Below are 20,443 nucleotides of genomic sequence, written 5' to 3'. Positions count from 1 at the left end.
AGAGAAGAAGCCATGAGCCTCACCGCCGAGAAGGCCGAGCAGACTCAGACGGCCGGCGTCGGACGCGTCGCACGCGTCACGGGCCCGGTCGTCGACATCGAGTTCCCCCACGATGCGATCCCCGACATCTACAACGCCCTGAAGACGACGATCACGATCGAGGGGGAGTCGACCGAGATCACCCTCGAGGTCGCCCAGCACCTCGGCGACGACCTCGTGCGCGCCATCTCGCTGAAGCCCACGGACGGCATGGTCCGCGGCCAGGAGGTGCGCGACACCGGCGGCCCCATCACGGTGCCCGTCGGCGACGTCACCAAGGGCAAGGTGTTCAACGTCACCGGCGACGTCCTCAACGGCGAGCCGGGCGAGCAGATCGAGGTCACCGAGCGCTGGGGCATCCACCGCAAGGCGCCGAACTTCGACCAGCTCGAGTCGAAGACCACGATGTTCGAGACCGGCATCAAGGTCATCGACCTGCTCACCCCGTACGTGCAGGGCGGCAAGATCGGCCTGTTCGGCGGTGCGGGCGTCGGCAAGACCGTCCTCATCCAGGAGATGATCCAGCGCGTCGCGCAGGACCACGGCGGTGTGTCGGTGTTCGCCGGTGTCGGCGAGCGCACGCGCGAGGGCAACGACCTCATCCACGAGATGGAGGAGGCGGGCGTCTTCGACAAGACCGCGCTCGTGTTCGGCCAGATGGACGAGCCGCCGGGGACCCGTCTGCGCGTCGCCCTCTCGGCTCTGACGATGGCGGAGTACTTCCGCGACGTGCAGAACCAGGACGTGCTGCTGTTCATCGACAACATCTTCCGGTTCACGCAGGCCGGCTCCGAGGTGTCGACGCTCCTCGGCCGCATGCCCTCCGCTGTGGGGTACCAGCCGAACCTCGCCGACGAGATGGGTGTGCTGCAGGAGCGCATCACCTCGACGCGCGGCCACTCGATCACGTCGCTCCAGGCCATCTACGTGCCCGCCGACGACTACACCGACCCGGCCCCGGCGACGACGTTCGCCCACCTGGACGCGACGACCGAGCTCTCGCGCGAGATCGCGTCGAAGGGTCTGTACCCCGCGGTCGACCCGCTGACCTCGACGAGCCGCATCCTCGACCCGCGCTACATCGGTGAGGACCACTACCGCGTGGCCACCGCCGTGAAGCAGATCCTGCAGAAGAACAAGGAGCTGCAGGAGATCATCGCGATCCTCGGTGTCGACGAGCTCTCCGAAGAGGACAAGATCGTCGTCTCGCGTGCGCGCCGCATCCAGCAGTTCCTCTCGCAGAACACCTACATGGCGAAGAAGTTCACCGGTGTCGAGGGCTCGACCGTCCCGATCAAGGAGACCATCGAGTCGTTCGACGCGATCGTCAAGGGCGAGTTCGACCACGTCGCCGAGCAGGCGTTCTTCAACGTCGGCGGCATCTCCGACGTCGAGGCGCGCTGGGCGCAGATCCAGAAGGAGAACGGCTGACATGCCGCTCCAGGTGCACCTCGTCTCGGCCGACGCCGAGGTGTGGTCGGGGGAGGCGTCGCTCGTCGTCGCCAAGACCGTCGAGGGGGAGATCGGCTTCATGGCCGGTCACGAGCCCGTGCTGGCGATCCTTGCCGAGGGCCAGGTGCGTATCACGCGTGCCGACGGCTCCAAGGTGACCGCGAACGCGCAGGACGGCTTCCTCTCCATGGAGGGCGACGAACTCACGATCGTGGCGGGCAACGCCGCGCTCATCTCCTGACGACGCATCCCACGTTCGCAAAGGGTCGCGACGCGCCCCCGCCGGAGCCCGGCGGACGGCGGGTCGCGACCCTTCGCGGTGGAAGGACCGCATGCTGATCCTGCTGCCGCCGTCGGAGACCAAGCGTCCCGGCGGGTCGTCCGCGCCCCTCGACCTCGATGCTCTCGCGCTGCCGGGGCTCCGCGACCGCCGCGCCGCGGCCGTCGACGCGCTCGTGGCGCTGTCCTCCGACGAGGACGAGGCGGCGCGCGTCCTCAAGCTCGGTGCCCGGCAGCGCGCCGACATCGCCGCCAACGCGGCCCTGCGGACGGCGCCCACGATGCCCGCCGTCGACCGCTACACGGGGGTGCTCTTCGACGCCCTCGGCGCCGACGGCCTCGACGCGACCGCGCGCCGGTGGCTCGGCGCCCACGTCCTGATCCACTCCGCCCCCTTCGGGCCCGTCAGCGCGCTCGACCGCATCCCGGCGTACCGACTCGGCGCCGCCGCATCCGTGCCCGGCCTGCCGCCGCTGCGCCGGCACTGGGCGGATGCGGTGACCGCGGCCTTCGCCGACGCGCCGCGCTTCGTGCTCGACCTGCGCTCCGAGGCGTATGCGGCCCTCGGCCCGGTGCCCGCGGGCACGCCGCACGCGTACGTGCGCGTCGTGACGGCGGAGGGCCGCGCCCTCAACCACTTCAACAAGCACACCAAGGGCGCGCTCACGCGTGCCCTCGCGCAGACGCGCCCGCGGATCTCGAACGCCGACGCGTTCGTGCGGTGGGCGGATGCCGCCGGCTTCCCCGCGCGACGCGGCGTCGGCGACGAGATCGACGTGCTCGCGGAGTGAACCCGGAGACGGATTCCGCGCGAATCGGCCGCGCCTGCTGTTCAGTCAACACTCAGGATCGCTAACATGGCGCCGCGGGAATGATCCCGCGGCGTGCGTGCACGCCCACCTTCCGAGAGGGCTGTCATGTCTGATCCGTACTACGACCCGACCGGCGCGGCCGCCGCGCTGGCGTTCCTGGCCATCCTGATCCCGCTCATCCTGTTCTTCGCCGTCATCTACTACGTCCTGTCGTCGTTCTTCATGATGAAGATCTTCCAGAAGGCCGGCGTGCAGGGGCAGTGGCGCGCGTGGGTGCCGATCTACAACGGCATGATCATGGGCAAGCTCGGCGACATGTCGCCGTGGGTGGTCCTGGGCGCCGCGATCGCCGCGGGCGTCCTCGGCCAGATCCCTTACATCGGCTGGATCTTCTCGATCGCCGCGTACCTCGTCGTCGTGGCGTACTCGTGGCGCGTCGGGCTCAAGCTCGGCAAGGAGTGGTACCTGCTGCTGCTGTTCATCCTGCCCGGCCTCGGACAGCTGATCTGGCTGGGCATCCTCGCGTTCGACAAGTCGCGCTGGAACCCGGCGATCCCGCCGGCTCCGTGGGCCTCGAGCTTCATCGCCGACCGCACCGTGTGGCAGGGCATCCCCGTGCAGCCGGGCGCTCCGGCGCCCGCGGGCGGCTACGCCGCGCCCGGCGCGACGGCCGCCCCCGGCGCCTACCCGCCGCCTCCCGCCCCCGGCGCTTACCCGCCGCCGCCGGCCTCCGCCGCCCCCACGGCGCCGCCCGCGGCGGCGGAGCCGCCGGCTCCGCCGACGACGCCGCCCACCGAGCCGCCGGCGCCGCCCACGACGCCGCCGACCGAGCCGCCGGCTCCGCCGCGCGTCTGACGTCCGCGAGAGTCCCCTCCCGTCCGCGGGAGGGGACTCTCGTTCGCGGGGACCTCGAGCTGCCCGGGTAGCGTGGGACCATGACGAATCCCGTTCCCCTGCGCCGTGTCGGTGACTCCGGGCTGATGGTGTCGGCCATCGGCCTGGGCTGCAACAACTTCGGGCGCGCCGGCACCCGTACCGAGACGCTCGAGGGCACGCGGGACGTGCTCGACGCCGCGATCGATGCGGGGGTGACGTTCCTCGACACCGCCGACGTCTACGGACGCGAGTTCGGCCTGTCGGAGACCCTCATGGGGGAGGCGCTCCGGGGCCGACGCGACGAGGTCGTCATCGCGACGAAGTTCGGGCATGCCCAGCTCGCTCCGGCGATGACCGGCGGCGCGAAGGCGTCGCGGGCGACGATCCGCCGCTCGGTCGAGGGGTCGCTGCGGCGCCTGCAGACCGACTACATCGACCTGTACCAGCTGCACACGCCCGACCCCGAGACCCCGATCGACGAGACCCTCGACGCGCTGGGCGACCTCGTCCGCGAGGGCAAGGTGCGCTACATCGGCCACTCGAACTTCACCGGATGGCAGATCGCGGAGGCGGATGCGGCGGCCCTCGGCAGCGTCCGGTTCGTGTCGGCCCAGAACCAGTACAGCCTGCTCGCGCGCGCCGCGGAGCGCGAGGTGCTGCCGGCCGCGCGGCGCTTCGGGCTCGGCTTCTTCCCGTTCTTCCCGCTGCACAACGGACTGCTCACCGGGAAGTTCACGCGCGAGGGCGGCCCCGCTGACAGTCGCATCCTCCGCCAGCGCCCGCACCTGTGGCGCGACGCGCCGTGGGACGTCCTCGAGTCCTATCGGGGGCTCGCCGAGGAGCACGGCGCCTCGATGCTCGAGGCGACGTTCGCGTGGCTGCTCGCGCAGGAGCCGGTCTCGAGCGTCATCGCGGGCGCGACGAGCGCCGAGCAGGTCCGCGCGAACGCCGCCGCGGCGACCGCGTGGGAGCCGGACGACGACGCGCTCACCGCGATCGACGCGCTGCTGCCGCTGCCGGCCGACCCCGCCGCCGGCTGAGCATCGCGCACCCTACCGTCCGGGCCGGGATCCGAGGCAGCGCACCGACGGTCCATTAGGATGTGAGCACGCCGCGCGCCCGTGCGGTGACCGTTCACGGCGACCGGAGGATGTGGCGTGCCCGACGTGACGACCCACACGCACTCCGTGCGCGTGTCCGACGGGACGATCGACCTCTCGTGGGCCGAGGTGACCGACACCGGGCGCCGCCGCGAGGCGAACCAGGACGCCGTGCTCACGAGCTTCCCGCTGTTCGTCGTCGCCGACGGCATGGGCGGGCACATCGGCGGCGAGATCGCCAGCACCTCCACCGTCGACCGGCTGCGGGCCATGGTCGAAGACGGCACCGTCACGCCCAAGGCGATCGAGAAGGCGCTCGTGCGGGCCGTGAAGGACATCGTCGCGCACCCGGAGACCACCGACGAGGGCACGGGGACGACGCTCACGGGCGTGTTCCTGGACACCACGCAGCATCCGCCGCACTGGGTGACCCTCAACATCGGCGACTCGCGCGTGTACCTCCTGCGCGATGACGACCTGACCCAGATCACCACCGACCACTCGGTCGTGCAGGAGCTCGTGGCCGCCGGCCGCCTGAGCCCCGAGGAGGCCGAGAACCACCCGTACGGCAACGTCATCACGCGCGCCGTCGGCCCGAGCGAGAACGCCAAGCCCGACTACGTGCGGCTCGACGTCGTCGACGGCGACCGCTTCGTCATCTGCTCCGACGGGCTGACGAAGGAGCTGACCGACTACGGCATCCGTCACTTCCTCGACGAGAACGTCGACCCGGCCGACGCGGTGCGCGCGATGCTCGACGCGGCCCTGGAGAACGGCGGGCGCGACAACATCACGATCGTCGTGCTCGACGTGCACCGCGCGCGGTCCTGACCTCTCCTCCCCAGGGCGGCCCGCGCCGCCCCCGTCCACGAGCGACCGTCTCGCGCGCGCTCGCCGCCCGCAGCCGAGTGGACTGGCTCTGTGCCGCTCCCGCTCACGACCGAACCCGCCGTCGACGCCGACGGCCCGCTGACGCTACCGGACGCTCCGCGTGCGATTCCGCGCCCCGCGATCCCGTGGCTCGCGTCGGCCGTGCCCGTCGCCGGCGCGCTGGCCTTCTGGGCGTTCACCGGCTCCGCCTTCGCGCTGTGGTTCGCGCTGCTCGGTCCGCTCATCGCCGTTGCCGGAGTCGTGGACGGCGCGCGGACGGCGCGCCGCGAGCGACGGGCCGAGACGACGCGCGCCGACGAGGTCCGTGGCCGCGTCGCCGCCCGCGTGGCCGCACGGCACGACGCGGAGCGCGAGGCGCTCGAGGCCCGGCATCCCGACGTGCGCGGGCACGTGCGCCGCCCCGACGCGGTGTGGCGCGGCGCCGACTCCGCCGACCTCCTCGTGCTCGGCCGCGGCGAGCTCGACAGCACGCTGCGCGTCACGGCGTCCGGTGACGACCCCGCCGACCTGGCGATCGTCCGCGCGGCGCGCCGCATCCCCGACGCGCCCGTGACCGCGTCGTGCGCGGAGGGCATCGCGATCGTGGGGCCGCCCGTGCTCACGCGCGCCGTCGCGCGGGCGCTCGTCCTGCAGGCGGCGTGCGTCGCGGCCCCCGGCCGGCTGGAGATCGCCGCGGACGTCGCCGGCGAGGAGTCGTGGGTCGCCGACCTCCCGCAGACGCGGATGCCCGCCCCGTGTCGACTCGCGTGGATGACCGCGGATGCACCGACGGACGGTCATGCGCGCCTCGTCGAGGCGCGGCCGGGGCAGCCCCTCCCACCCGGGTGCACGCATGTGATCGAGCTGACCGCACCCACCCGGGCGCGGCTCGCCGGGCCCGGGCGAAGCGTCGAGATCGAAGTGGAGGCGGTGAGCCGTGCGCAGGCCGCTGTGATCGCCACCGGCCTGCTGGCCCGTCGCGCACCCGCCGACGCCGTGGAGGCCGTGCCACTCCTGGCGCTGCGCCCGCCCGTGCGCGAGCGCGAGCGCCGGGGGCTGCCGTGCGCGATCGGGATGGCGGGCGCTGCCCCGGCCGTGATCGACCTGGTCGCCGACGGGCCGCACGCGATCGTCACCGGGACGACCGGGTCGGGCAAGAGCGAACTCCTCGTCAGCTGGGTGCTGGCCCTCGCCGCGCGCTTCACGACGGCGGACGTGTGCTTCCTCCTCGCCGACTTCAAGGGCGGCGCGGCTTTCGACGCGCTCCGCGACGTGCCCCACGTCACGGGCGTCATCACCGACCTGGACGGCGGCGGTGCCCGACGGGCGATCGAGAGCCTGCGCGCCGAGGTCCGGCGCCGGGAGCGCGTGCTCGCCGCCGCCGGCGCGCGCGACGTCGCCGACGTCGAGCTGCCGCGCCTGGTCGTGGTCGTCGACGAGTTCGCGGCGCTGCGCGAGGCGCATCCGCAGTTCGACGCGCTCTTCGCCGACCTGACGGCGCGCGGGCGCGCGCTCGGGGTCCACGTCATCCTCGGCACGCAGCGCGCCGCCGGCGTCTTCCGCGACGCCCTGCTGACCAACTGCGGGCTGCGCGTGAGCCTGCGCACGAACGATCCGCACGACAGCGCGGCCGTCGTGGGTGTGCCCGACGCCGCCGACCTGCCCGGCGGCCCGGACGGTCGCGGGCTCGCCCTCGTCCGCCGCGCGGCGGACGCGCGCCCGCAGCGCGTGCGCATCGCGCTGTCGGACGCGTCCGACGTCGCCGCCGCGTGCATGGGCGCGGGCGAGCGGCCTCCCGCTCCGTGGGCCCCGCCGCTGCCCCCACGGATCACGCGCGACGAGATCGCCGCCGCGGGGCTCGTGCTCGGGCTGCGCGACGAGCCCGAGCGGCAGCGCCGCACCCCGTGGACGCTGGGCGACGCCGACCGGACGCTGCTGGTGATCGGCGACGCCGGTGTCGGGAAGTCCACGCTCGTGCGCACCGTCGCGGCGCAGTCGGCGCGGCCGCTGTGGATCGGGCCCGACGCCGAGCACGCGTGGGACGCGCTGTGCGCCGCGATGCTCCATCCGCCCGCCCCCGACACTATCGTGCTCCTCGACGACCTCGACGCGCTCATCGCCCGCTTCCCCGACGAGTACGGCCGTGCGGCGGTGGCAGCGGTGGAGCGCCTCGTGCGCGAGGCGCCGGCGCTGCGCATCCGGGTCGTCGCGACGGTGCAGCGGCTCGCGGGTGTCGCCCGCGTCGCCGACCTGTTCGCCGGCCGGGTGCTGCTGCGCATCGGCGAACGCGCCGAGTGGCTCGCCGCGGGCGGTCGTGCCGACGACCACGACCGCGACGCCGCGCCCGGACGCGGCGTGATCGCCGGCACCGCGGTGCAGGTGGCGGTGTGCGCGGACGCGCCGGAGACCCCGCCCCGCGCCGAGCCGCCGCTGTGGCAGCCGACCGGAGCGCTGTCGGGCTATGTCGCACCGCGATATGAGCGCGCGGCGGTGACGCGCTGGGAGCGCGCGGGGGTGCGCGTGCGCGCCGTCGACGCCGAGGGCGATCCCGCCGGAGCGGTGCCCGGGCAGCCCGTCGTGCTCGTGGGCGATCCGGAGCAGTGGCTGGCACGGCCGCGTCAGCTCGAGCGCGTGCGCGCGACGGGGGAGCTCGTCGTCGATGTCGCGTGCGCGCGCGATCTGCGCCTCCTCACCGGCGACCGCGACGTCCCGCCGTACGCGCACGCCGGTCGCGGCCGGGCGTGGCGGTACGGGGCGGACGCGCCGGTCCGCCGCGTCGCGGTCGCCCCGTCGATCCCTTGACCGCCCGCTGACACGCCCCCTACGTTCGGCTGTGTGACCACCGAACTCGACCGCACCTCAGGCAAGGGGCTGGCGGCGGGCACGCTGGGGCTGTGGGGATCGACCGTCATCGGTCTGGCTTCGACCGCGCCGGTGTACTCGCTCGTGGCGACCCTCGGCTTCGTCGTCCTCGCCGTGGGCGCGCAGGCCCCCATCGCCTTCGTCGTGGCCTTTGTGCCCATGCTCTTCATCGCCTTCGCGTACCGCGAGCTGAACAACGCCGTGCCGGACTGCGGCACGACGTTCACGTGGGGCACGAAGGCGTTCGGCCCGTGGGTCGGCTGGATGGGCGGGTGGGGCGTCGTCGTGGCCGGAACGGTCGTGCTCGCCAACCTCGCCCAGGTCGCCGGCATCTACTTGTGGTCGCTGATCGGCGACGGCTCGCTCGCCGACAACGTCCCCCTGGTGACCGCGACCGGCGTCGTCTTCATCGCGGCGATGACGTGGGTGAGCTGGCGCGGCGTCGAGATCGGCGAGCGCATCCAGAACATCCTGCTCGCGATCCAGTACCTCGTGCTGGCGATCTTCATCGTCGCCGCGCTCTGGCACTTCTTCGACGGCACGGCGCCCGACCCCACGCCGTTCGATTTCGCGTGGTTCAACCCGTTCGGCTTCAGCGATTGGAGCGGCTTCACCGAGGCGGTCCTGCTCGCGATCTTCATCTACTGGGGCTGGGACACGTGCCTGGCCCTCAACGAGGAGACGCGCGATCCGAAGCGCATCCCCGGGCGCGCGGCGCTCCTCACGACGGTGATCCTGCTGGTGACGTACGTCGGCGTCACGGTCGCGGCGATGATGTACGCCGGTCTCGGGGAATCCGGCACGGGCCTCGGGAACGAGGCCAACGCCGACGACATCTTCCTGGCGCTGAAGGACGGCCTGTTCGGGCCCTTCGGCTGGGTGCTGATCCTCAGCGTCCTCATCTCCGCCGTCTCCTCGACCCAGACCACGATCCTCCCGACGGCCCGCGGCACGCTCGCGATGGCCGTGTACCGGGCGCTCCCGCGCCGCTTCGCGACGGTGCATCCGCGCTACCGGACGCCGTCGTTCTCGACGATCGTCATGGGGGTCGTCGCGAGCCTGTACTACATCGGGATGACGCTCATCAGCGACAACATCCTGCAGGACTCGATCCTGTCGCTCGGGCTCGCGATCGCGTTCTACTACGCGATCACCGGCTACGCGTGCGTGTGGTACTTCCGTCGGGAGCTGTTCACGTCGACGCGGAACTTCTTCTACCGCGGACTCCTGCCGCTGCTCGGCGCCCTCATGCTCACGTACGCGTTCGTGCAGTCCGCGATCGACATGGTCGACGTCGACTACGGCTACACCGTGCTGCTGGGCATCGGCGGCACGTTCGTCGTGGGGATCGGCTCGCTCGCCGTCGGCGTGCTGCTGATGTTCCTGTGGTTCGCCTTCCCGGGGTCGCGGCCGTTCTTCCGCGGCGAGAGTCTCAACCGCGACACGGAGGTGCTCGTGCCGGAGGATGCGGCGCAGTACAGCCGATCGGTCGACGGCGGCCTCGCATGACCGGGTCGATGCGCATCCTCATCGTCGGAGCCGGCGGCGTCGGCTCGGCGGCGGCCCGCATCGCGGTGCGGCGCCGCTTCTTCGACGCGCTCGTGATCGCCGACTACGACCCGGCGCGCCCGGAGGCACTGGTCGCGGAGCTGGGCGACGCGCGCGTGACCGCCGCGCAGGTCGACGCGTCCCGCGCGGAGTCGGTGGCCGAGCTCATCCGCGCGCATGGCGTCACGCACGTGCTGAACGCCGTCGACCCGCGCTTCGTCATGCCGATCTTCGACGGCTGCTTCGCCGCGGGCGCGACCTACCTCGACATGGCGATGAGCCTGTCGCGGCCGCATCCGGAGCGCCCGTACGAGCAGACCGGCGTCAAGCTCGGCGACGAGCAGTTCGCGAAGACCGCCGAGTGGGAGGCGGCCGGTCGCCTCGCCCTCGTCGGCATCGGCGTCGAGCCGGGCCTGTCGGACGTGTTCGCCCGCTACGCCGAGGACGAGCTGTTCGCCGAGATCGACGAGCTCGGGGTGCGCGACGGCGCGAACCTGGTCGTCGCGGGATACGACTTCGCGCCGTCGTTCTCGATCTGGACGACGATCGAGGAGTGCCTCAACCCGCCCGTCGTGTTCGAGCGCGACCGCGGCTGGTACACGACGGCCCCGTTCAGCGAGCCCGAGGTCTTCGACTTCCCCGACGGCATCGGCCCGGTCGAGTGCGTGAACGTCGAGCACGAGGAGGTGCTCCTCATGCCGCGGTGGACGAAGGCCAAGCGCGTGACGTTCAAGTACGGTCTCGGCGACGAGTTCATCGAGGTGCTCAAGGTCCTCCACAAGCTCGGCCTGGACCGCACCGACAAGGTCGCGGTGAAGGGCGTCGAGGTGTCGCCGCGCGATGTCGTCGCGGCCGTCCTCCCCGATCCCGCGACGCTCGGCGACCGCATGAGCGGCAAGACGTGCGCGGGGGTGTGGGTGACGGGCACCGGCAAGGACGGGCGACCCCGGTCCACCTACCTGTACCACGTCGCCGACAACGAGCAGACGATGGCGGAGTACGGTTCGCAGGCGGTCGTGTGGCAGACGGCGATCAACCCCATCATCGCGCTCGAGCTGCTCGCGACCGGCGCGTGGTCGGGGGCGGGCGTCCTCGGCCCTGAGGCGTTCCCCGCGGCGCCGTTCCTCGACCTCCTCGCCGTGCCGGCACCGGCCGGCTACGGCTCGCCGTGGGGCATCCGCGAGCAGTGATCGCGCGCCCGCCGGCCGCGGCGCTCAGCCGAGGGCGCCGGCGAGCGGTGCGAGCGGCAGGCCGTGCGCCGTGGCGACGCCCGGGTTGACCACGGCGCCGCCGGCCGTGTTGAGGCCCGCTGCGAGGGCCGGGTCGGCCTTCAGCGCGTCGCGCCAGCCGCGCGCGGCGATCTGGCGGATGTAGGGGAGCGTGACGTTCGTGAGCGCCGACGTCGAGGTGTTCGGCACCGCGCCGGGCATGTTCGCGACGCAGTAGAACACCGACCCGTGCACCTCGAACGTCGGATCGGCGTGGGTCGTGGGACGGGTGTCCTCGAAGCAGCCGCCCTGGTCCACGGCGATGTCGACGAGCACGCTGCCCGGCCGCATCCGTGACACGGTCTCGGTCGAGACGAGCTTGGGGGCGCGCGCGCCGGGGATGAGCACCGCGCCGATCACGAGGTCGGACTCGATCACGGCGCGCTCGAGGTCGAGCGGGTTCGACGCGGCGGTGCGGATGCGGCCCTGGAAGTGGTCGTCGAGCTGCCGCAGCCGCGCGACGTTGGTGTCGAACACCGTCACCTGCGCGCCGAGGCCGGCCGCGATGACCGTGGCGTTCGCGCCTGCGACACCCCCGCCGATCACGGTGACCTGCGCGGGACGGGTGCCCGGGACGCCCGACATGAGCAGTCCGAGGCCGCCTTGCGAGCGCAGCAGCGTGTGCGCGCCGACGGTCGGGGCCAGGCGCCCCGCGACCTCGCTCATGGGTGCCAGGAGCGGCAGTCCGCCGCCGGGCAGCTGCACCGTCTCGTACGCGATCGCCGTCACGTCGTCGACGAGCAGCCGGTCGGTCAGCGGCCGGTCGGCCGCGAGGTGCAGGTAGGTGAACAGGACCAGGTCGTCGCGGAAGTGGTCGTACTCGGATGCGATCGGCTCCTTGACCTTGAGCAGCAGCTCCGCGCGGTCCCACACGTCGGCGGCGTCGTCGAGCAGGACCGCGCCGGCGGCCTCGTAGTCGGCATCCGTCATCGACGAGCCGAGTCCGGCGCCGCGCTGGACGAACACCTCGTGCCCGGCGGCGACGAGGTCGTGCACGCCGGAGGGCGTGAGCGCCACCCGGTACTCGTTGTCCTTGATCTCGGTGGGAACGCAGATCCTCATCATCGACCTTTCCGCGCGTCCGTGTGAGCCGCGCTCTACATTGCGGGGCGGATGGCCCCGACTTCTCGGCCGCCGCCGGCGATCGACAGCGGCAGCACCGACATCGCCTCGGCGACGTCGGACGAGGGGAGGGCGCCGGCCTGCTCGAGGAGGCGCAGCGCGACGGCGGTTGCGGCGCGGCCGCTGCCGTCCCACATCTTCAGCGCGACCGTCGTGCCGTCGGGCGCGACCATGACCATGACGCCCTCGGCGCCGCCCTTGGCGAACACGCCGAGGCGCTCGATCACGATCGTGTCGGGACGGCCGGGGCCGTCGATGGCCCACGGGTGCTCGCGCACCGCACGCACGAGCATGCCCGCGCCGCGGTGCAGCGCGAACGGCGAGCGCTCGGACGCCGTGCCGATGCGGTGGATCGCCCGCGCGAGTCCCGCCAGGGTCGTAGCGTAGACGGGGGCGCCGCAGCCGTCGACGGCGGTCGCGGCCGGCCGCTCGCCGACCAGGCGCTCGACGACCTCGCGGACGTGCTGCTGCAGCGGATGCTGCGGGTCGAGGTAGCCGGCGGTCGGCCACTCGTTCGCCACGCACGCGAGGAGCATCGCGGCGTGCTTGCCGGAGCAGTTCATGCGGATGCGCGCGGGCTCGGCGCGGTCGCGCACCATCTCGTCGCGCGTCGCGGTGTCGGAGGGCCACGCGGCCGGACACCCGAGATCCTCTTCGCCGAGGCCGGCGGCGGCGAGGATCTCGCGCACCACGGCGACATGCCGATCGGTGCCGGCGTGGCTCGCCGTCGACAGCGCGAGGGCCGCGCCCTCGAGCGACGCGCCCGCCGACAGGCACGCGACCGCCTGCAGCGGCTTCATGCTCGAGCGGGGGAGGATGACCGCGCCCGGGTCGCCGAGCGACCGCACGACGGAGCCGTCGGGGCCGAGCACGACCGCCACGCCGAAGTGCCGGGATTCGACGAAGCCGCTGCGGTCGACGACGGCGAGTTCGACGGGGTCGGCGGGGAGCGGCGGCACGTCCTCAGCCTATCGCCGCCCCTGCGCGGCCGACCGCGTGACGCACGGTGCGAGACTGGGGCGATGAGCTCCGAGCACTCCTATCGCGTCCGTGCCGAGTGGACCGGCGACCGCGGCACCGGCACGAGCGGGTACCGCGACTACGACCGGTCGGTGACGCTGCGCGTCGAGGGCAAGCCCGACGTCCTCGCCTCGGCGGACAAGCCGTTCCGCGGCGACCCGCAGAAGTGGGATCCGGAGGATCTGCTCGTCGCGGCGCTCGTGGAATGCCACCTGCTGTCCTACCTCCACGCGTGCGTCCAGGTCGGCGTCGTCGTCACCGCGTACGAGGACGATGCGACCGCGACGATGGTCGTGGAGGGGATGGGGGGCCGTTTCACCGAGGTCGTGCTGCATCCGGTGGTCACGGTCGCGGATGCGTCGATGGTCGCCGCCGCGCGCGAGGCGCACACGAATGCGCACGACTGGTGCTTCATCGCGAACTCCGTGAACTTCCCCGTCCGCCACGAGCCGATCATCCGCGTCGCCGCGTGAGACGGCGAAGGGCCCCGCCGGATGCACCGGCGGGGGCCCTTCGTGATCGCGGGGATCAGCGCACGTCGTCGTCGACCCAGTCCATCGACTTCGTGACGGCCTTCTTCCAGAGGCGCAGCTGGCGGTCGCGCTCCTCGGGGTCCATGTTCGGCTCCCAGCGCCTGTCCTCCTGCCAGTTGGCACGCAGGTCGTCCAGGTTGTCCCAGAATCCGACGGCGAGCCCCGCCGCGTAGGCGGCCCCGAGCGCCGTCGTCTCCGCGACGACCGGGCGCACAACCGGCACGCCGAGGATGTCGGCCTGGAACTGCATGAGTGCGTCGTTCGCCGTCATGCCGCCGTCGACCTTGAGCTCGGTCAGGTCGACGCCGGAGTCGGCGTTGACCGCGTCGAGCACCTCGCGCGACTGGAAGGCCGTGGCCTCGAGGGCGGCGCGCGCGATGTGGCCCTTGTTGACGTACCGCGTCATGCCGACGATCGCGCCGCGGGCGTCGGGACGCCAGTAGGGCGCGAACAGGCCCGAGAACGCCGGCACGAAGTACACGCCGCCGTTGTCCTCGACGGTGTCGGCGAGCTTCTCGACCTCGGGGGCCGAGGAGATGATGCCGAGCTGGTCGCGCAGCCACTGGATGAGCGAGCCGGTCACCGCGATCGAGCCCTCCAGCGCGTAGTGCGCCGGGCCGTCACCGAGCTTGTAGCCGAGCGTTGTCAGCAGGCCGTTCTTCGAGCGGACGATCTCCTCACCCGTCTGGAAGATGAGGAAGTTGCCCGTGCCGTAGGTGTTCTTGCTCTCGCCCGGGTCGTACGCGGCCTGACCGAAGGTCGCCGCCTGCTGGTCGCCCAGGATGCCGGCGACCGGTGTCTCGCGCAGCAGCGACGACGACTCGGCGTTGCCGTACACCTCGGACGAGGAGCGGATCTCGGGCATCATCGACTTCGGCACCCCGAACGTCTCGAGGATGTCGTCGCGCCACTGCAGCGTCTCGAGGTCCATGAAGAGGGTGCGGCTCGCGTTGGTCACGTCGGTCGCGTGCACGCCGCCGTCGGGGCCGCCGGTGAGGTTCCACAGCACCCACGTGTCGGTCGTGCCGAAGATGAGGTCGCCGGCCTCCGCGCGCTCACGCGCCCCCTCGACGTTCTCGAGGATCCACACGATCTTGGTGCCCGAGAAGTACGTCGCCAGCGGCAGGCCGACGATGTCCTTGAAGCGGTCGGTGTCGCCGTCGGCGAGGCGGTCGACGATCGGCTGGGTGCGGGTGTCCTGCCACACGATCGCGTTGTAGACCGGCTTGCCGGTGTTCTTGTCCCACACCACCGCGGTCTCGCGCTGGTTGGTGATGCCGATCGCGGCGATGTCGTGGCGGGTGATGTCGGCGCGGCTCAGGGCCAGGCCGATGACCTCCTGCGTGTTGCGCCAGATCTCCGCGGGGTCGTGCTCGACCCATCCCGCCCGGGGGAAGATCTGCTCGTGCTCCTTCTGACCGACGGAGATGACGCTCCCCTTGCGGTCGAAGATCATGGCGCGCGTGGAGGTGGTGCCCTGGTCGATGGCGAGGACGTAGTCAGCCATAAGTGGACTTCCTTGTCTGTGTGTTCGGTAGGTGGTGGGGGTGGGCGCCCCGGTGGGCGCCCACCCGGTGGCGCGGTGTCACCGCGCCGGTGTCAGGTCGAGGGGGTCAGGAGGCCAGGCTCAGCAGCACGGGAGCGAGCAGACCCGCGAGCGCGCCGCCGATGAGGGGGCCGACCACGGGCACCCACGAGTACGACCAGTCGCTCGAGCCCTTGCCCTTGATGGGCAGGATGGCGTGGGCGATGCGCGGGCCGAGGTCACGGGCGGGGTTGATCGCGTATCCGGTCGGGCCACCGAGGGAGGCGCCGATGCCGACCACGAGCAGGGCCACCGGCAGGGCGGAGAGCGCGCCGATGCCGCCGGGGACGCCCACGTCGGCCACGCCGTAGTCGGCGAAGCCGAAGATCACGAACACGAGGACGAACGTGGCGATGATCTCGGTGACGAGGTTCCAGCCGTACGAGCGGATGGCGGGGCCGGTGGAGAACACGCCGAGCTTGGCGGCCGGGTCGGGCTCCTCGTCGAAGTGCTGCTTGTAGGACAGCCAGCACAGCACGGCGCCGAGGATCGCGCCGACCATCTGACCGAGGACGGCGATGCCGAACTCCGCGGGGGAGATCGTGCCGCGGATCAGCAGGCCGATGGACACGGCCGGGTTCAGCTGCGCACCCGAGTACGCCGAGGCGATCACACCGGCGAACACGGCGAGACCCCAGCCCCAGTTGACGAGGAGGAAACCCCCGCCGTTGCCCTTCGTGCGGGCGAGGGCGACATTGGCCACGACACCGGTACCGAGCAGGATCAGCATCCCGGTACCGACGACTTCCGAGAGGAAGTAGAGCCCCAGATTCACTTCTTGCATGTCGACGATGACCTTTCTGGTGTGTGCCGCGTTCGCATCGTTGCACGGCCGCGGTGGCCGTTTCGGGTGACGTTACTCCTCGGCATGTCGCTCACCGGGGAGCACGTCCTGTCACGACTGTGTCGCGCCGACCTTCTCGAGCTCGACGAGATGCGCCGTGCGCAGCTGCTCGGTCGCCGCGGCGACCTCCTCGTCGCGCCGCGCCTCGCTCCACCCGAGGGTGTCGCCGACCGCGTCGGCCACCTCGCGGAGGGTCTGCGCGCTCATGCCGCCCACGAAGGCGAGCGACGTGCGACGCAGCAGCACGTCCATGAGGTGCACGACCTGCTCCGTGCGGGCGAGGTGCGCGATCTCGTCCCGGTAGTAGCCGGGAGCGCTCGTGAGCTCGGCCGCGCCGACGGGGATCGCGGCGAGGACCTCGTCCGCCCGCGTGCCGTAGCGGTTCAGCATCGCCTCGACGAGCTCGCGCGGGTGCCCGGCGCCGTGCGCGGCGACCCAGCGGTCGCGATCGCCTGCCGTGCGGGGGAAGTCCTTGCCGCCGCCGATCGCCAGGTTCGCGGTGCTCACGCGATGCGGACGCCCCAGGGTCTCGAGCGTGCGCGTGCTCAAGTGCTCCGCGAGCGCGCGGAAGGTGGTCCACTTGCCGCCGACGAGGCTGAGGATCGGGGTGCCCTCGTGCGTGTCGTCGACGATCCGGTAGTCGCGCGAGACGAAGCCGGGCGCGGTGTCGTCGTGACGCGGCAGCGGGCGAATGCCCGAGAACGTGTAGACGATCTGCGAGCGGTCCACGGCGATGTCGGGGTAGACCTCCTTGATGAGGTCGAAGAAGTAGTCGATCTCGTCCTCGGTGATCACGGCCGGCTTCGACGGGTCGGCGTCGATGTCGGTCGTGCCCACGAGCACACGGCCCTTGAGCGGGTAGATGAGCACGATGCGTCCGTCGGAGTTCTCGAAGAAGATCTCCCGTCCGCGCGTCGCATCCAGCAGCTCGGTGTTCTCCAGCACGATGTGCGAGCCCTTGGTGCCGCCCATGAAGCGCGTGGGCATGCCCATCGCCTGGTTGGTGACGTCGGTCCACGGGCCGCTCGCGTTCACGACGACCTTCGCGCGCACCGTGAACTCCTCGCCGCCGAGCTCGTCGCGCAGGCGCACGGCGCCGCCGTCCATGCCGACGGCCGACACGTAGTTGACGGCGCTCGCGCGCGGCCCGCCGGCCACGAGGCCGTCGTGCAGGACGTCGAGGGCGAGCCGCTCGGGGTCCCACATCGACGCGTCGTAGTACGTCGCCGTGTACTTGAGGTCGTGGTTCAGGCGGGGGAGGGCCGCGAGCGACTTCTTGCGCCCGTGGAAGCGGTGGCGCGGCACCGTGCCGCCGCCGCGCGAGAACGTGTCGTAGATGACCAGGCCGATCTTGATCAGCAGCGCGCCGCGCTCGCGGGGCTTGCCCCGACCGTGCGTGATGAGCAGGCGGAAGGGGGCGGAGAGTATGCCCGAGAACGTCTTGAAGATCGGGATCGTCGTCTCGAGAGGGCGAACGTAGTGGGGCGCGGTGCGCAGCAGGGCGTTGCGCTCGGTCACGGCCTCCTTCACGAGACGGAACTCGCCGTTCTCGAGGTAGCGGATGCCGCCGTGCACCATGTGGCTCGAGGCGGACGACGCGCCGGAGACGAAGTCGCCCTTCTCGACGAGGGCGACGTCGACGCCCTGCAGGGCGAGATCGCGGAAGGTGGCCAAACCGTTGATGCCGCCGCCCACGATGAGGACGTCGACGTCTCCGCGTTCGCGGAGGGCCGTGACGTCCGGTCGGGCGGAGGGAGTCGTCGCTGACGGGGTCATTCTTCGGCCTTTCTGTGCTGCTTCATCCACCATTGTCCGCCTCTGAACAGAGTTGCAACCCAATTGCACAAACGTGCAGACTGGGGTAGGGCGCGAGAGGAGACAGGCGATGGCGACGACGTCCACCCGCGCGCAGGACGCTCTTCGAGCTGCGCAGCTGTACTACCTGCAGGACCTCACGATGGAGGCGATCGCGCGCGAGATGCGGGTGTCGCGCTCGTCGGTGTCGCGGCTGCTCTCCTACGCGCGGGACACCGGGCTCGTCACGATCTCGATCTATTCCCCGCAGGACGCCCGCAGTCAGGTGGAGAGCCGCCTCGCACGCCGCTTCGGCGTGACGGCGCACGTCGTGCCGACCCCCGATCGCATCAGCGAGGCCGAGCGTCTCGAGCGCACGGCGCTGTCGGCGGCACGACTGCTGGCCGAGCGCGTCGAGTCGTCCATGACCATGGGCATCGCGTGGGGCTCGACGCTGTCGGCCGTCGCCCGGCATCTGCCGACCAAGCGCACACACGACTCGCGCGTGGTGCAGATGAACGGCGCCGCGAACGTCCGCACCTCGGGCATCACGTACGCCGGCGAGATCCTCACGCGCTTCGGGGCCGCGTGGTCGGCCTCTGTGCACCAATTCCCGGTGCCGGCCCTGTTCGACGACCCGCTGACCAAGCAGGCGATGTGGCGCGAGCGCTCGGTGCGGGCCGTGCTGGAGATCCAGCGCCGCGTCAACATCTTCGTGTTCGGCCTCGGCTCGCCCCATGCCGACGTGCCGAGCCACGTGTACTCCGGCGACTACTTCGATGAGACCGACGAGGCCGCCATCGAGCGCAACGGCATCGTCGGAGACTGCGCGACGGTGTTCTACCACCTCGACGGGTCCTCCGACGGCATCGATCTGAACGCGCGCTCGAGCGGGCCCGAGCTCGAGGCGGTCCGCCGCATCCCGACCCGCTTCTGCATCGTGTCGAGCCTGTCGAAGCTCGACAGCCTGCGCGGCGCGCTCGCAGCCGGCATCATCACGGAGCTCGTCGTCGAGGAGTCGCTCGCGCGGCGCCTCCTCGAGGTCACGGCCCGGGCGTGAGCGCAGGGGGGCTCACATCTCCCCGAAGCCGTCCTCGATCATCGCGCGCAGCTCCTGGAGCGCCGCATCCGCCTGCGGCCCCGACGCCGACACCCGCACGCGCGTGCCCGGCCCGACGCCCAGCGCCATGAGCGCGAGCAGGCTGTCGCCGGCGGCCGACGGCACGTCGCGCGACAGGTCGGTCACGCTCACGTGCGCGTCCCAGCGTCCGGCGGCACGCGCGAACGCGGCGGCCGGACGCGCGTGCAGACCCGACGGATTGCGGATCTCCGCTTCGAACGACCGCTCGGGCTCCGAAGGCGGAGCGGGCGGTGCGGATGCGTCGTCCCCGCCGTCGCCGTCGCCGAGCTGCTGTCGCTTGGCGTCGCCGGCGTCGGCGATCTGAGCGGCGACGTCGTCGAGCGGTGCGCCGGATGCGGCGCCCACGACCGCCGCGACGAGCCCCTCCACGAACGGAGCGGGCGACAGCCGCGTGCGCACCGGCTCGGCGAGGAACTCCAGCGCCATCTCGGTGCTGAGGATGGCGGAGCCGAGGTCCATGAGGACGAGCACGCCGTCGCCGGTGTCGGCGCGTGCGATCGCGTCGGCGATCGCGGCGGCGTCGGTGCCGAGCCCGCCGTCGGCGGTGCCGGCGGCGACTTCGACGCGGGGCGGCGTCTCGCCGCCCATCTGCAGGGCGAGCTCGCGCGCCGCCTCGGCGAGGGGGCGGCTGTGCGAGACCGCGACGATGCCGATCACGTGGTTCCCACGCTGTCGTGGAGCGCCTCCAGCAGCAGCGTGACCGACGCCGCCCCCGGGTCCATGTGCCCGGCGCTTCGCTCGCCGAGGTAGCTGGCGCGTCCCTTTCGCGCGACGAGCGGGATGGTCGCGTCGCGCCCGCGCGCGGCGGCCTCGGCGGCGGCGGCGGCCGCGCCCGCGGCATCGGCACCGTCGCCGACGGCGGCGTCCCACGCGTCGAGCGCGGGCGCGAGGGCGTCGATCATCGTCTTGTCGCCCGCTTCCGCCTTGCCGCGCGCGACGATGCCGTCCAGGCCCGCCCGCAGCGCCGCGCCGAGCGCCGCGGCGTCGAGTGCGGCCTGCGTGCCTGCGGCGGACCCGAGGCGCAGGAAGAACGTGCCGTAGAGCGGGCCGCTGGCCCCGCCCACGGTCGAGACGAGGGTCATGCCGACGACGCGGCCGAGGTCGCCGGCCGTCGCGGGCGGGTCGGCGTCGATCTTGGCGCGCACGGCGTGCAGGCCGCGCGCCATGTTCGCGCCATGGTCGGCGTCGCCGATCTCGGAGTCCAGTCGCGTGAGTTCGGCCTCGTGCGCGTCGATGAGGTCGGCGAAGCGCTCGACCCACGCGACGAGGTCGGCGGGGGTGGCATCCGTCATGTCCGC

At 72.2% G+C, this 20,443-nt stretch carries 18 protein-coding genes; 11 read left to right on the top strand and 7 right to left on the bottom strand.

Features of this window, described 5'->3' with window-relative positions:
- The first annotated feature begins 12 nt into the window (after window positions 1-12).
- From atpD to EI169_RS11695, 9 genes are all read left to right on the top strand, one after another.
- On the top strand, window positions 13-1,470 hold the full coding sequence (atpD, locus tag EI169_RS11735; protein ID WP_125132492.1) for a F0F1 ATP synthase subunit beta: 1,458 nt from the start codon (window positions 13-15) through the stop codon (window positions 1,468-1,470).
- A gap of 1 nt (window position 1,471) precedes the next feature.
- Window positions 1,472-1,732, top strand: a complete 261-nt coding sequence (locus EI169_RS11730) for a F0F1 ATP synthase subunit epsilon (protein ID WP_125132491.1) — start codon at window positions 1,472-1,474, stop codon at window positions 1,730-1,732.
- A gap of 91 nt (window positions 1,733-1,823) precedes the next feature.
- Window positions 1,824-2,561 carry a peroxide stress protein YaaA gene (gene yaaA / locus EI169_RS11725; RefSeq protein ID WP_125132490.1) on the top strand — a complete coding sequence of 246 codons (738 nt, stop codon included), beginning with the start codon at window positions 1,824-1,826 and terminating at the stop codon, window positions 2,559-2,561.
- A 126-nt stretch (window positions 2,562-2,687) separates the two neighbouring features.
- The gene (locus EI169_RS11720) at window positions 2,688-3,437 is read left to right on the top strand and encodes a large exoprotein (RefSeq protein WP_125132489.1); all 750 of its coding nucleotides are present in this window, start codon (window positions 2,688-2,690) and stop codon (window positions 3,435-3,437) included.
- An 80-nt stretch (window positions 3,438-3,517) separates the two neighbouring features.
- Entirely contained in the window at window positions 3,518-4,498 is a 981-nt protein-coding gene (locus EI169_RS11715; protein WP_125132488.1) for an aldo/keto reductase, read from the top strand.
- Between the two features lie 117 nt (window positions 4,499-4,615).
- Window positions 4,616-5,389 carry a protein phosphatase 2C domain-containing protein gene (locus tag EI169_RS11710; protein ID WP_125132487.1) on the top strand — a complete coding sequence of 258 codons (774 nt, stop codon included), beginning with the start codon at window positions 4,616-4,618 and terminating at the stop codon, window positions 5,387-5,389.
- Window positions 5,390-5,479: 90 nt separating this feature from the next.
- Window positions 5,480-8,230, top strand: coding sequence for an FtsK/SpoIIIE domain-containing protein (locus EI169_RS11705; RefSeq protein ID WP_125132486.1), 2,751 nt, complete (start codon window positions 5,480-5,482; stop codon window positions 8,228-8,230).
- 33 nt (window positions 8,231-8,263) lie between these two features.
- On the top strand, window positions 8,264-9,799 hold the full coding sequence (locus tag EI169_RS11700) for an APC family permease (protein ID WP_125132485.1): 1,536 nt from the start codon (window positions 8,264-8,266) through the stop codon (window positions 9,797-9,799).
- 8 nt (window positions 9,800-9,807) lie between these two features.
- A complete protein-coding gene (locus EI169_RS11695; RefSeq protein ID WP_125133453.1) occupies window positions 9,808-11,028 on the top strand; it encodes a saccharopine dehydrogenase C-terminal domain-containing protein in 1,221 nt (406 codons plus the stop codon).
- A gap of 24 nt (window positions 11,029-11,052) precedes the next feature.
- Here the strand turns inward: EI169_RS11695 and ald are convergent, their stop codons facing one another.
- Both ald and EI169_RS11685 read right to left on the bottom strand, forming a co-directional pair.
- Window positions 11,053-12,168 (bottom strand): alanine dehydrogenase, encoded by a 1,116-nt coding sequence (gene ald, locus EI169_RS11690; protein ID WP_125132484.1) that lies wholly within the window; start codon window positions 12,166-12,168, stop codon window positions 11,053-11,055.
- A 35-nt stretch (window positions 12,169-12,203) separates the two neighbouring features.
- Window positions 12,204-13,187: an asparaginase gene (locus EI169_RS11685; protein WP_125132483.1), complete on the bottom strand. Its 984-nt coding sequence runs from the start codon at window positions 13,185-13,187 to the stop codon at window positions 12,204-12,206.
- A 63-nt stretch (window positions 13,188-13,250) separates the two neighbouring features.
- On the opposite strand from EI169_RS11685, the gene EI169_RS11680 reads away from it, so the two are divergent.
- Window positions 13,251-13,721 (top strand): OsmC family protein, encoded by a 471-nt coding sequence (locus tag EI169_RS11680; protein WP_125132482.1) that lies wholly within the window; start codon window positions 13,251-13,253, stop codon window positions 13,719-13,721.
- Between the two features lie 55 nt (window positions 13,722-13,776).
- On the opposite strand, the gene glpK is transcribed toward EI169_RS11680, so the two are convergent.
- From glpK to EI169_RS11665, 3 genes are all read right to left on the bottom strand, one after another.
- Window positions 13,777-15,288: a glycerol kinase GlpK gene (glpK, locus tag EI169_RS11675; RefSeq protein ID WP_125132481.1), complete on the bottom strand. Its 1,512-nt coding sequence runs from the start codon at window positions 15,286-15,288 to the stop codon at window positions 13,777-13,779.
- A gap of 106 nt (window positions 15,289-15,394) precedes the next feature.
- Complete coding sequence (locus tag EI169_RS11670; protein ID WP_125132480.1) at window positions 15,395-16,150, bottom strand: MIP/aquaporin family protein; 756 nt, start codon at window positions 16,148-16,150, stop codon at window positions 15,395-15,397.
- Window positions 16,151-16,261: 111 nt separating this feature from the next.
- On the bottom strand, window positions 16,262-17,986 hold the full coding sequence (locus tag EI169_RS11665) for a glycerol-3-phosphate dehydrogenase/oxidase (protein WP_125132479.1): 1,725 nt from the start codon (window positions 17,984-17,986) through the stop codon (window positions 16,262-16,264).
- A 109-nt stretch (window positions 17,987-18,095) separates the two neighbouring features.
- On the opposite strand from EI169_RS11665, the gene EI169_RS11660 reads away from it, so the two are divergent.
- Window positions 18,096-19,064 (top strand): sugar-binding domain-containing protein, encoded by a 969-nt coding sequence (locus tag EI169_RS11660; protein ID WP_125132478.1) that lies wholly within the window; start codon window positions 18,096-18,098, stop codon window positions 19,062-19,064.
- A gap of 12 nt (window positions 19,065-19,076) precedes the next feature.
- Here EI169_RS11660 and dhaM read toward each other — a convergent pair whose 3' ends face one another.
- Together dhaM and dhaL are read right to left on the bottom strand one after the other, a co-directional pair.
- Entirely contained in the window at window positions 19,077-19,802 is a 726-nt protein-coding gene (gene dhaM, locus EI169_RS11655) for a dihydroxyacetone kinase phosphoryl donor subunit DhaM (protein WP_125132477.1), read from the bottom strand.
- Entirely contained in the window at window positions 19,799-20,437 is a 639-nt protein-coding gene (dhaL, locus tag EI169_RS11650) for a dihydroxyacetone kinase subunit DhaL (RefSeq protein WP_125132476.1), read from the bottom strand. The genes dhaM and dhaL overlap by 4 nt, the downstream gene beginning before the upstream one ends.
- Window positions 20,438-20,443 lie beyond the last annotated feature (6 nt).

This window comes from Microbacterium sp. 10M-3C3, from assembly GCF_003931875.1.
In the GTDB taxonomy this organism is placed as follows: domain Bacteria; phylum Actinomycetota; class Actinomycetes; order Actinomycetales; family Microbacteriaceae; genus Microbacterium.
This window is presented reverse-complemented; position numbering and strand designations above follow the sequence as displayed.